This window comes from Hymenobacter sp. 15J16-1T3B (assembly GCF_020711235.1).
GTDB lineage: Bacteria > Bacteroidota > Bacteroidia > Cytophagales > Hymenobacteraceae > Solirubrum.
Genome location: NZ_JAJFAV010000003.1, coordinates 1 through 12681, shown reverse-complemented (window position 1 = coordinate 12681; position 12681 = coordinate 1). Strand labels below are relative to the sequence as shown.

Genomic DNA, 12681 nt, shown 5'->3' with positions numbered 1-12681 from the left:
TCAGCTCTTTCACTCACCGCTCCTCGCTATGAACTCTCTCTCCTTTTTCCAAACCTGCTGCGCTGCCACCTTGGCCCTGACTGCTCCGCTGTCCTTGCAAGCCCAGACCACCGGCGGCATCACCGGCGCCTTGCTCGACGGAAGCAACCAGCAGCCGCTGCCCTTTGCCAACGTGGTGCTATTTCGCAGCCAGGATTCGACGCTGGTAACGGGAGCCCAGACCAGCGAAACCGGTCGTTTTCGCCTGGAGAAAGTAGCGGCCGGCACGTACACCCTGCGCGCCACCGTGCTCGGCTACCAGGCCCTGCGCCGGCCGGTGACGGTGGGCCCAAACGGCACCCTGGACCTGGGCAACGTGGCGCTGCAGCCCACCACCACGCAACTCAGCGGTGTGACGGTGACCGGGGAGCGGGCCGCGGTGCAGGACAACCTGGATAAAAAGGTCATTAATGTAGAGAAGGACCTGAGCAGCGTGGGCGGCACGGCCGTGAACGTGCTGCAGAACGTGCCCTCGGTGGCCGTATCGGCCGACGGCACGGTGAGCATGCGCGGCTCCTCCAACATCACCATCCTCATCGACGGCAAGCCCTCGGGGGCGGCCAACGGGGGCGGCGGCAACCGCCTGGAGCAGATTCCGGCCAGCAGCATCGAGAAAGTGGAAGTGGTGACCAACCCCTCGGCCCGCTACGACGCGGCCGGGGCCGGCGGGGTCATCAACATCATCCTGAAAAAGCAGAAGAAAGACGGCTGGAACGGGCAAGCGGCGCTGACCGTGGGCACCCAGGACAAGTACAACGGCAGCGTGAGCCTAAACCGCCGGGCCGGCAAAGTGAATTACTTCGGCTCGGCCGACGGGCGCGACATGATTTTCCGCAGCCGCATGAGCACCGACCAGGACGCCTACTTGCTCGGCGAGCGGGTGACGACCTTCCAACGGGGCACCAACGTGCGCCACAACCGCAACTACGGCGGCCGCCTGGGCTTCGACCTGACGCTGCCGGCCAACCAGAGCCTGACCGTGGCGGTGCAGCCCAATATTAACCGCGGCCTTAACGAAGGCACGCAGGCCGCCACCATTACCAACGCGGACGGCACCCGGCAGATCAACAGCGAATTCTCGAGCCGCGAAAACGTAGACAACACCGACGTGTCGGCCGACTACCGCCGCACCTGGGAGGCCCACAAGGGCCGGGAGCTGACGGGCAGCGCCACCTATACCTACCTGCACGCCGACGTGGAAGTGGGCCAGCGCAACACCGAAGGCAGCGCCACCGCCGATTTGCTGCAGTGGAAGCAGCAGTTTTTGGTGAACCTGCACGGGGTGGCCGGGCAAGTCGACTACGTGCACCCGCTGGGCGAGAAAACCCGCTTCGACGCCGGCCTGAAGGGCCAGTTTCAGACCAACGGCGGCACCGGCGACTTCCTGCAGCAGCGTCCCGACGGCGGCTTCGACCGCGTGGCGCCCCGCTCCTACGCCTACGACTTCAGCGAGTACACCCAGGCCGGCTACGCCACCTACCAGCGCGAATTCGGGCCCTGGAGCGTGCAGGGCGGCTTGCGCGCCGAGTACACCAACACCAGCGGCGAGGTAGAAAACGGCCGCGGTCCGTTCCGCCTGGAATACCTGAACGTGTTTCCCTCGGGCACGCTGGTACGCAACATCAAGGCCCACGACCAGCGCCTGCAGCTCAGCTACTCGCGCCGCCTGAACCGCCCCAACTTCATGCAGCTGCTGGCCTTTCCGCTGTGGCAGGACCAGCGCAGCTACCGCATCGGCGACCCGACGCTGCGCCCCGAGTACATCAACGCCCTGGAGCTGGGCCACCAGCTGACCTGGGGCCAGGCCAACGTGACCTCGACGCTGTTTCTGCGCCAGACCACCAACGCCATCCAGCGCCTGACGGCCATCGACAGCGTGGCCAGCCGCCTTTACGGCAACGGCGCCCTCATCACGGCCCAGTACGCCGACAACTTTGGCAAGGCGTACAGCTACGGCGCCGAGCTGAGCATCAACCAGCCGCTGGCCAAGTGGTGGCGCCTGACGGCCAACGGCTCCTTGTTCCAAACCAGCATCACGGCCGCCACGGGCAACGAATCGAGCCGCCGGACGGTGTCGGGCACGGCCCGGGTGATGAATTCCTTCACGCCCACGCCCAAACTGGACATCCAGCTGACCGGCAACTACCGCGCCGCCGTGCTGACCTCGCAGGGCCGCTTCGCCCCGCAAGGTTCGATTGACCTGGCCCTGCGCCAGCGCCTCTTCAACGACCGGGCCGCCCTTACGCTGCGGGTGTCGGACTTGTTCAACACCCTGCGCAACCGCTCCGAATCCTTCGTCAAAACGCCCGAAACGCAGTACGCGGCCACTTCTTACAGCAAGTGGGAGTCGCGGGTCGGGTACCTGGGCTTCTCCTGGTTCCTGGGCAACACCAAGCCGTCGAAGAAAATCGACAACCAGCCGCAGGGCGGCGGGGGCGGCTTCGGCGGGTAATCGGGTGAACAGGGGCGGCGCGGACGTCTACTTGCGGGGTTGTTGCCTGACCTACCGACTGGCAACCCGCCGCTGACCACCACCACAACAGAGCTGCCGGACTAGGCATAGTCGCAGCGCCTTACACGTAGGATTCCGGGTGCTGGTGAATGAGTGAAACCCAGGCTTGGCAGTGGAGGCGCTCGACGATGCTTGGTCCGGCAGCTGTTTTGGAAGGGCCGGCATCACCCAAGCATGTTAGGGCCCGCGGCGCGGCTGGTGGTTATAGCCGAAGCCGGCAATTTTTTTGGTTGTAAAAACAGCCTTTCGGCGCTGGAAACGCCGATTATGACCCCGCCCACATCATCGTGCGATTGATGTGCGCTACTGCCCTGGGCTACCTTTGTAGCGTTGCAAGACCAACCACCCGGCCGCCGCTAACTACTTGGTTGCTAAGCCATCCGCCGGACCAGCCGGCCCCGTCGAGGCAGTACCGCGGCTGCCCGCTCGGCCCCCTGATCCGCCCCGTCCTTTCCCGCACTTCTGCCTTTCTCAGCTATGAAAACCTACGCTCCTTTCCGCTTATTCCTCTCGGTGCTGGCTCTGGCCTCGGTGGCCCTGTACGCCCCGGCCGCCGCGCCCAAGCCCGCCGCCGGCGGTGAGCTCAGCGGCACCCTACACGACGGCGGCAGCCACGAAGCCATTCCGCAGGCCAACGTGGTGCTGCTGCGCGCCGCCGACGGCGCGTACGTGGCCACCGCCGCCACCCGCGCCGACGGCTCGTTTGCCTTCCACAACGTGCCCTTCGGCCAGTACCGCCTGCAGCCCACCGTACTCGGTTACGAGCCCATGCGCCCGGTGGTGACCGTGTCGGCCCAGCAGCCGCACCTGGCCCTGGGCACCGTGGAAATGATGCCCTACGGCGCTACGCTGGCCGGCGTGCTGGTGGGCACGCCCGAGGCGGCGCCGCTGAGCCGGGCGGCCAAAGTGGGCAATGCCGGCCGCTACGTGCTCACCTCGGCCCACCGCCAGCGCCTGACGGCCTCGCGCCCGGTGCAGCTGTAGCCGCACCGTCTTTTCTGGGGTTGCCCGCCGGTCCGGGCCCCGCACTACCGCGTGCGGGGCCCGGCCGTTTTGCGTACACCGGGTTACGATGCGGCCGCCGGCGAATGAACGAGACCCGCCGCCCCTGGCCGGACTCTATTCCGCCGCGTATGCGTTTGCTGAGCCGCGCTTTTCGTCTGCTGATGCCCGCTTTTGCCGTTTTCGTGTTGCTGCTACTGGGCGGCACGCTGGTACCCCGCCACCCCGGGTTTCGCCCCACGCCCGATGGCGTGCCCATTTACGTGGTGTCGAATGGCTTTCATACCGACGTGGTGCTGCCCGTGCGCGAGCCGCGCAGCGGGCAGGACTGGCTGCAGCGCCTGGGCCAGCCGCAGTGGCAGGCGCAGTTTGGGCAGTACGACTACGTGGCCTTCGGCTGGGGCAACGAGCGGTTTTACCTGGAATCGTACGGCGGCAAGCTGCCCAAAGCCGGTACTGTGCTCCGGGCCCTGCTGCCCGGACGCACCCTCATGCACGTCGATTTTTACCGCCACGGCCCGCAGCCCGGGCCGCGGGTGGTGCCGCTGCGCATTTCGCTGGCCCAGTACCAGCAGCTGAGCCGCTACGTGGAGCAGTCCTTCGCCCCCGATTCGGCGGGGCACTGGCAGCTGCGCACCGCGGCCGGCTACTCGCCCGAAGACTTTTTCTTCCGCGCCCGGGGCCGCTACCACGCCCTACGCACCTGCAACGACTGGACCAACCAGGCGCTGGGCCGCTCCGGCATCCGAGCCGCGCTCAAAGCCCCACTGGCAGCCTCGGTGCTCTACCAGGTGCGGCGCGGCGCCGAGAAATAAGCCGGCCAGCCAACCAAACCCCGCCCCGCCGGCTCTTAGCTAGCGGATGCCTCATCCTCGGCGCCCCGGTACTACCTTGCGCCCCGTTTCCATCTTTTTTCTGCTATGAAAAAACAACTACTGACCCTGGCCGCCCTCAGCCTGACTACGCTGGCCGCCCAGGCCCAATGGACCAACCAGCCGATAGGCTTCAGCAACCCCAGCCTGGTAATTACCCACGTCGACGCCGTCGACGCCAACACGGTGTGGACCCTGGCCATGGAGCCCCTCGGGACCGACGTAGCCGTGGCCCGTACGATTAACGGCACTACCTGGACCACCGGGGCGGTAACGGGCTTGAGCCCCGACGAAAACCTGACCTACCTGGATGCAGTGGACGCCACTACGGCCTGGATTACCACCTATAATTCGAACACGGGGGGCAGCCGCATTCTGAAAACCACCAACGGCGGCAGCACCTGGACGGCCCAAACCGGCGGCAGCCCCTTTACCTCCGCCGACAGCTTCGCCAACTTTGTCCACTTCTTCAACGCCAACGAGGGCGTGGCCGCCGGCGACCCGGACGGCGCGACGCCCGGCTTTGAGATTTACACCACGGCCAACGGCGGCACGACCTGGACGCGCGTCGGCAACGTGCCGGCGGAGCTGACCGGTGAACTGGGCGCCACCACGTTTATCGGCACGACCATCCGGCCGGCCGTGGTGGGCAACAACATCTGGTTTTTGACCGATGCCGGCCGGGTGTACCGTTCCACCGACCGCGGCGCCACCTGGGCCGTGAGTGCCAGCGGCGCCAGCGGCGACATCTCCGGCATCAGCTTCACCGACGCCAACAACGGCCTGCTGGTGGCCCCGAACGCCACGGGCTCTAACTACGAACTGCGCCGCACCACCAACGGCGGCGCCACCTGGGCAGCCGTGGCGTACACGGGCCCGCTGCACGCCGTGGCCATCGACAACCTGCCCGGCGTGAGCGGGGGCTACATCACGGCCGGGCCGTCGTTGGCCCTGCTGGGCGTCAACGACGCGGGTTCGGCGTACACGCTCAACAACGGCGCCACCTGGGTCAGCATCGAAACCAGCTTCAACCACACCTCGCTCGACATGGTCTCCAACGCGCTGGGGTGGTCGGGCAGCGTCAACCCCACTACCCTCGGGGGCAACGGCGTGAACAAATTCAGCGGCACCGTGCAGAGCGTCCGCCGCGACGCGGGCCTGCAGCAGGCCCTGACGGTGTACCCCAACCCCAGCCACGACGGCGTGTTCACGCTCAGCTTGGCCAAGAGCCTGCCCGAGGCGGCCGAGGTGCGCGTCACCGACGCGCTGGGCCGCGAAGTGTACCGCACTTCCCTGAACGCCACCGCCGCGCGCACCACCCTGGGCCTGCTCGACCTGCACCAGCAGAAAGCCGGCCTCTACACCCTGGAGCTGCGCTCGGCCAGTGGCGTAGCCCAGCACAAGCTCGTCATTCAGTAATAGACATAGCCTCGACCCACGCAGGCCCGCCGGTGTTCCGGCGGGCCTGCGTTGTTTACGGGCCACCCGGTGGCCCTGTGCCCGGCGGGCTGTACCTTCGCGGCCACATTTTGAGTTTCCCCTGACGAATGAGCGTTCAGAAACCCAGCATCCCGAAAGGCACCCGCGACTTTGGTCCCGTGCAGGTGGCCCGGCGCAACTATATTTTCGGCGTGATTCGCCGCGTGTTTGAGAAGTTCGGCTTCGCCCCGCTGGAGACGCCGACCATGGAAAACCTGTCGGTGCTGACCGGCAAATACGGCGACGAGGGCGACCAGCTGCTCTTTAAAATTCTCAACTCCGGCGACTTTGCCAAGGACGTGACGGCCGAGGACCTGACGGCCGGCGCCAAGAAAATCCTGCCCAAAGTGGCCGAAAAAGGCCTGCGCTACGACTTAACGGTGCCCTTCGCCCGCTACGTGGTGATGAACCGCGGCCAGCTCACGCTGCCCTTCAAGCGCTACCAGATTCAGCCCGTGTGGCGCGCCGACCGGCCGCAGCGGGGCCGTTACCGCGAGTTCGTGCAGTGCGACGCCGACGTGGTGGGCACCACTTCCCTGCTCTGCGAGGCCGAAATCGTGCTGATGATCGACGAAGTGCTGTCGACGCTGGGCCTGACGGACTTCACCATCAAAATCAACCACCGCGGCGTGCTCTCGGGCATCTACCAGGCCCTGGGCGGCGTGGGCCGCGAGTCGGACCTGTTCGTGGCCATCGACAAGCTCGACAAGATCGGGCGCGAGGGCGTGACGAAGGAACTGCTGGAGCGCGGCTTCCCGCAGGAGGCCGTCGACCAGGTGTTCGGCTACCTGGAAGTGGGTGGCTCGTTTGATGCGAAGCTGGCCGCGCTGCGCACCGCCTTCAAGCAGGACGGCGTGCTGACCGACGCCGCGGCCGGCCCGGCCAAGGGCCTGCAGGACCTGGCGGAGGTGCAGCAGTACTTGCAGGACTTCGGCTTCGAGCACTTCGAGCGGCTGGATTTCGACGTGACGCTGGCCCGGGGGCTGAGCTACTACACCGGCTGCATCTTCGAGGTGAAGGTGAACAACGTGCAGATGGGCAGCATCTCGGGCGGCGGACGTTACGACAACCTCACCGGCGCCTTCGGCCTGCCCGGCCTCTCGGGCGTGGGCTTCAGCTTCGGCGTCGACCGCATTTACGACGTGCTGGAGGAGCTCCAGCTCTTCCCGGAGGGCGCCGTGGCCGCGCCGCTCTGCCTGGTGGCCAACTTCGACGCCGAAGGCCGCGGCACGGCGCTGCCCTTGCTGCGGCAGCTGCGCGCCGCGGGCCTCTCGGCCGAGCTGTACCCGGAGGTCAGCAAGCTCAAAAAACAGTTCGAGTACGCCGACAAGCGCGGCATCCGCTTTATGCTGCTGGCCGGTTCGGAGGAACGCGCGGGCGGCGTGGTGAAGCTGCGCGACATGCGCGCGGGCTCGGAGCAAACCGTGCCCGCCACCGAAGTGGTGGCTACGCTGCAGGCCCTGGCCTAACCGGCACTACCCTAGGCCGGTGAGCTGCCGGGCGGGGCGTCCGCTGCCGCCCCCGCACTATCCCCAAACCACCACCACCCGGCCCCGGCTGCTGTCGCAGCGGGAGCCGGGTGGTCTGGCATTGGGCCCGGCGGGGCTAGAGCTTGACGACGCGCGTGGTGGCTTTGGTGTCGTTTTGCTGGAGCATGTACACGCCCCCGGGCAGGTCGCGCAACGACACGTCCGAACCCGTAAACTGCCGTACCGTGGCCCCGTTTGCGTTGAAAAGCGTGTAGCTCCCGGCTTTGGCCGCCTCGATGTGCAGCACGTCGACCACCGGGCTGGGGTAGGCGGCCAGCACGGGCTTGATGTTCTTGCTCACGCTGACGGGCAGGACCACCGGCGTGGAAAATTGCAGCGAGTAGGCGTTGCAGACGGCGGTGGCCGTGAGCCCGTTGACCACCAGCACCACCGATTGGCTCGGCGCCAGCGTCACGCTCATGCCCTGGGACGTGCCAACCGACGGGGAGGTCCCCAAATCGGATTTGTAGTTGGTGGCGAGGTTGGTGGGCGAGAAACTGCCCGTGTACACCGTAAGAAACAGCGCCGCGCCCGTGGCGTTGGTGCAGTTGGCCGCCAGCGTTATCGTCACGCAAGTGGAAGCCGACGCGCTGCTGTTGCTGATAGTGTAGGTGTCGTAGTGCACCCCAGCCGTACCGGACGAGGTTCCGGGGTAGGTTTTGGTGGTGGCGCATTGGCCCGGCGTCGCGTCGCGAAACAGCCGGTCACCCGGAATGGCCGGGTCCGTCAGGTCCAAGCTGCCCGAAAGCGTGGAGATGGATTGGGCGTGGGCGGTCAGCCCCAGCAGTACAAAGCCCAGCGAGAGTAATACCTGCTTCATGAAAAGATGGATTGAGTTGGAACAAAAAATCGACGGAATATAAGAAGCTCTGGCAGATCTAACAGCGGCGGCTCGGACCCGGGGCCGCTGCGGGCCGGGAAGCATTCGAGCCGCAAATTCCGCCCAAACTGAGTAGCTTCCGGCTCCCAAACGGCCGCCCACCCCGCGCCCCGGCTTCCCCCACCCATGCCCGACACGTTTACCCTTAGCCCCGCCACTTACCTCGACCTCGATACCCTGGAGCACGTGCTGCGCGAGCAGCGCCCCCTGGCCCTCAGCGACGACGCCCGCCAGCGCATTGAGCACTGCCACCGCTACCTGCAGGAGCGCCTCGCCCAGTCCGACGCGCCCATCTACGGCATCAACACCGGCTTCGGGGCCCTGTGCAACACCAGCATCTCGCCCCAGGACCGCGGGCAGCTGCAAACCAACCTGATGATGTCGCACGCCTGCGGCACCGGCCAGGAAGTGCCCGCCGAGCTGGTGCGCCTGATGCTGCTGCTCAAGGCCCAAAGCCTGAGCTACGGCCACAGCGGCGTGCAGTTGGCCACCGTGCAGCGCCTGCTCGACTTCTACAACCGCGGCATTCACCCCGTGGTGTACCAGCAAGGCTCCCTGGGCGCCAGCGGCGACCTGGCCCCGCTAGCCCACCTCTGCCTGCCGCTCATCGGCCTGGGCGAGGTGCACTTCGAGGGCTACCGCCTCGCCGCCGCCGACGCCATGCACCTCTTTAGCTGGCAGCCCATCGAGCTGGGAGCCAAAGAAGGCCTGGCCCTGCTCAACGGCACCCAGTTTATGCTGGCCTACGCGGTGCACACCACCCTGCGGGCCCGCCGCCTGCTCGACGCGGCCGACGTCATCGGGGCCCTGTCGCTGGAAGCCTTCGACGGCCGGCCCGAGCCTTTCGACGAGCGGCTGCACCGCATCCGGCCCCACGCCGGGCAGCTGGCCACCGCCCGCCACCTGCGCGAGCTGCTGGCCGGCAGCGAGCTGCAGCAGCAGGTGAAAACGGCCGTGCAAGACCCCTACTCCTTCCGCTGCATGCCCCAGGTGCACGGTGCCTCCCGCGACGCGGTGCAGCACGTGACGGGCGTGGTCGAAACCGAGTGCAACGCCGTCACCGACAACCCCAACATCTTCCCCGAAACCGACGCCATTTTGTCCGGCGGCAACTTCCACGGCCAGCCGCTGGCCCTGGCGCTGGATTTTCTGGCCATTGCCGTGGCCGAGCTGGGCTCGATTTCGGAGCGGCGCACCTACCAGCTCATCAGCGGGCAGCGCGGCCTGCCGCCCTTCCTGGTAGCCGAACCGGGCCTGAACTCGGGCCTGATGATTCCGCAGTACGCCGCCGCCAGCATCGTGAGCCAGAGCAAGCAGCTGTGCACGCCGGCCTCCGTCGACAGCATCGTGAGCAGCAACGGGCAGGAAGACCACGTGAGCATGGGCGCCAACGCGGCCACCAAGGCCCTGCGCGTCATCGAAAATACCGAGCAGGTGCTCGGCATCGAGCTGCTCAACGCGGTTCAGGCCTTGGCCTTCCGCCGCCCCGGCCGCTCCTCCGACGCGCTGGAAGCGGTGGTGGCCGCCTTTCAGCAGCAAGCTCCCTTCATTGCCCGCGACCGGGTGCTCTACCCCGACCTGCACGCCGCGGCACAATTTGTGCGCGCGTATGCCTGGGCTTAGGCGCGCCCGGCGCCGGCCCTCTTTTCGTATAGATTGCCGCTGATGATATATGAAAACCGGCCAGCCCGCGTTGGTTTCGCCATGATGCTTCGCCGTTTCGCCTTGCTGAGTTGCCTGCTGGGGCTGGCCACCGGGGCCGCCCGCGCCCAGGCCGTGTGCACGCTCGACGATGTGGGCGTGCCCGGCAATTGCTTTCGGGTGTATTCCACCACCGGGCAACTGCTCGACGTGGCCGGGCCCGGCGGCCCCACCGTGCTCTGCGCCGGCTCGCGCATCCGGGTGCGCTACTGCGGCGGCGAAACCATTCCGCGCAACAATATCCGCTACGGCATTGGCTGCAGCGGCGTCGGCACCGACACGGTTACCACGCTGACGGTGCCCACGACCAGCCCCTTCATCATTTTGCAGCAGCGCCCGAACCCTTTCCCGGCGGGTGGCAACGGTTACCCCAACCGGCTGGGCCTGCAGTATTCCCGCTCGTTTGAGGTGCGCGCGGCGCCGGTGCCAGCCGTGCAGGTGCGTTACTGCGGTGTGCCGTTTTCGCAGGTGTACGTGGCCATTACCAATGCCCAGGCCAACATTCGCTACGAAATCCAGCTCGGCAACGGGCCGCGCCAGCCGGTGACGCAGCCCGCCGGGGCCGCCTATGCGGTTCCAGCCGGGGCCACCGGACTCACTGTGTACGCCAACTACACCGACGTGCTGCTGTGCGAGGGCAACGCTTCGGTCACGTTCTCGGCGCCCACAGCTGCCGCCCCGACGCTGCAGCGGCTGGCGGTGGGGCCCGCGGGCCTAACCTTCACGTTCAGCGGACTGGTAAACGACCCGAGTTACCAATATCTGCTGGACCCCGACGCCGGGGCCGGCACGGTGGTACCGAGCACCAGCACCACCTTTACGCTGCCCGGCGGCTCGCTCGGCAGTTGCTACCGCCTGCGCCTCACCGACGCCTGCGGCCTGCTCAACCTTCGGTCGGCCGTGCTCTGCCCGGTGGACCTGCAAGTCAGCTCGGTCGACCGCCAGAACACACTCAGCTGGAGCCAAGCGGCCGGCAGCGCCGTCACGGCCTACGACGTGCTGCGCGACGGGCAGCTGCTAACCTCGGTGGCGCCGACGGCCCGGCAGTACACCGATCCGGCGGTGACCTGCGGGGTGTCGTACCGCTACCAAGTCGTTGCACGCAGCGGTGCCGCGTCGTCTGAATCGGCCGAGCGCACGGTGACGACGGTGGCCGCGCAGGCTCCGCCCGCCCCGCGCCTGACCGCCTCGTTCCGCCTCGACAACGGCGTGGACATCAACCTGGCCGCCGCGGCCGCCGACACGGCCAGCCGCCTGCTGCTGCGCCGTACCCTGGGCGCCACCACCACCGACCTGCCCTTTACCCGGCGGCGCCCGGTGGTCGACCAGCCCGGCCCGGTAACGCCCGCCCTGGTGCCCTGCTACGCCGGCCGCCTCACCGACCCCTGCGGCAACGCTTCCGGCGAAGGTCCGGCCGCTTGCCCGCCGGTGCTGGGGGCCGCCGCTACTGACCGCGAGGGCAACCGCATCAGTCTCAACTTTACGGAGCCGGCCGGCCAGGGCAGCGACTGGCGCTACCGCCTCCTCTTGCTCGACGAAGCCGGCCAGGAACTCAGCAGTTCGGCCCTGAGCGCCACCGCCCAGCCCGTGCAGGCCCCCGCCCCGCCCGCCGACCGGCAAGTGCTGCGCTACCGCCTCGAAGCCACCTCGGCCGCCGGCCTGGTGGTGTTCAGCAACGTGGCCGTGGTGACGCGCAAGCTGGTGGTGTTCATTCCGACGGCATTCAGTCCCAACGGCGACGGGCTCAACGATGTGCTCGAAATCAAGGGCCGGTTCCTGAAGTCCTTCACGCTCAAACTCTACGACCGCAACGGCGTGGAAGTGTTCCGGGCCACCGACCGCAACCAGACCTGGGACGGGCGCATCCGCGGCACGCTGGCCGCGCCGCAGGTCTTCTCGTACCAGTTCGAGGCCACCGACGAAGCGGGCCAGCGCATTGTGCAGCGCGCCACCGTCACGCTGCTGCGCTAACCGCGGGCGGTGTAGCGCAGTCGGGCAACGTGGCGTACTTTTGAGCTTCCAACACCGGCGCCGGGCCGCGGTTTGGCCGTGGCCCGGCGCCGGTGTTTCTTCTTTTCTCCCCCGCAAAACCTCCCTCCGCTATGTTCGGCATGGATATGATGGGCATGATGGGTCGCCTGAAAGACCTGCAAGAAAAAGTAAAGCAAGCCCAGGACGAGCTGCAGCACATCACTGCCACGGCCGAGGCCGGCGGCGGCCTGGTGCGCGCCACGGCCAACGGCAAGCGCCAGCTGCTCAAGCTCGAAATCGACGAGACGCTTCTCACCCCGCAGGACCGCGACATGCTGGCCGACCTGGTGGTGGCCGCCGTCAACAAGGTGCTCGACGAAGCCGGCGACAAAGGCAAGGAACACCTCAAGTCGCGCACGCAGGGCTTGCTGCCCAACATTCCCGGCCTCGACCTGAGCGGATTTGGCCTCTAACAGCTTGCCGGCCACCGGCTACGCCGCCGGCGTGGCCGTGGTCATCCTGAACTGGAACGGGCGGCGCTGGCTGGAGCAGTTTCTGCCCTCGGTGCTGGCCCATTCCGACGCGGCCCGCATCGTGGTGGCCGACAACGCCAGCACCCACGACTCGGTGGCCTGGCTGCGGGCGCAGTACCCCGAGCAGGTGCAGGTACTGCGCTTGGCCGACAACTACGGCTTC

Annotated in this window: 10 protein-coding genes; 9 read left to right on the top strand and 1 reads right to left on the bottom strand. The window is 67.3% G+C overall.

Annotated elements, in window-relative coordinates:
- The first annotated feature begins 28 nt into the window (after positions 1-28).
- From LJ737_RS05955 to hisS, 5 genes are all read left to right on the top strand, one after another.
- Positions 29-2491 carry a TonB-dependent receptor gene (locus LJ737_RS05955; protein WP_227763697.1) on the top strand — a complete coding sequence of 821 codons (2463 nt, stop codon included), beginning with the start codon at positions 29-31 and terminating at the stop codon, positions 2489-2491.
- A 537-nt stretch (positions 2492-3028) separates the two neighbouring features.
- Positions 3029-3535 carry a beta-sandwich domain-containing protein gene (locus LJ737_RS05950; protein ID WP_227763694.1) on the top strand — a complete coding sequence of 169 codons (507 nt, stop codon included), beginning with the start codon at positions 3029-3031 and terminating at the stop codon, positions 3533-3535.
- Positions 3536-3717: 182 nt separating this feature from the next.
- Complete coding sequence (locus LJ737_RS05945; RefSeq protein ID WP_227763693.1) at positions 3718-4368, top strand: TIGR02117 family protein; 651 nt, start codon at positions 3718-3720, stop codon at positions 4366-4368.
- A gap of 105 nt (positions 4369-4473) precedes the next feature.
- Complete coding sequence (locus LJ737_RS05940) at positions 4474-5844, top strand: T9SS type A sorting domain-containing protein (protein ID WP_227763692.1); 1371 nt, start codon at positions 4474-4476, stop codon at positions 5842-5844.
- Positions 5845-5972: 128 nt separating this feature from the next.
- Positions 5973-7373, top strand: a complete 1401-nt coding sequence (hisS, locus tag LJ737_RS05935; protein WP_227763691.1) for a histidine--tRNA ligase — start codon at positions 5973-5975, stop codon at positions 7371-7373.
- A 136-nt stretch (positions 7374-7509) separates the two neighbouring features.
- Here hisS and LJ737_RS05930 read toward each other — a convergent pair whose 3' ends face one another.
- Complete coding sequence (locus LJ737_RS05930; protein ID WP_227763690.1) at positions 7510-8253, bottom strand: T9SS type A sorting domain-containing protein; 744 nt, start codon at positions 8251-8253, stop codon at positions 7510-7512.
- Positions 8254-8439: 186 nt separating this feature from the next.
- Between LJ737_RS05930 and hutH the strand changes: the two genes are divergently transcribed.
- The 4 genes from hutH to LJ737_RS05910 form a co-directional block, all read left to right on the top strand.
- Complete coding sequence (hutH, locus tag LJ737_RS05925) at positions 8440-9936, top strand: histidine ammonia-lyase (RefSeq protein ID WP_227763689.1); 1497 nt, start codon at positions 8440-8442, stop codon at positions 9934-9936.
- Positions 9937-10017: 81 nt separating this feature from the next.
- Entirely contained in the window at positions 10018-11985 is a 1968-nt protein-coding gene (locus LJ737_RS05920) for a T9SS type B sorting domain-containing protein (RefSeq protein ID WP_227763687.1), read from the top strand.
- Between the two features lie 131 nt (positions 11986-12116).
- Positions 12117-12458 carry a YbaB/EbfC family nucleoid-associated protein gene (locus tag LJ737_RS05915; RefSeq protein ID WP_227763685.1) on the top strand — a complete coding sequence of 114 codons (342 nt, stop codon included), beginning with the start codon at positions 12117-12119 and terminating at the stop codon, positions 12456-12458.
- Positions 12448-12681: glycosyltransferase family 2 protein (locus tag LJ737_RS05910; RefSeq protein WP_410779944.1), on the top strand; the 234-nt coding region annotated here is incomplete at its 3' end. The genes LJ737_RS05915 and LJ737_RS05910, both read left to right, overlap by 11 nt.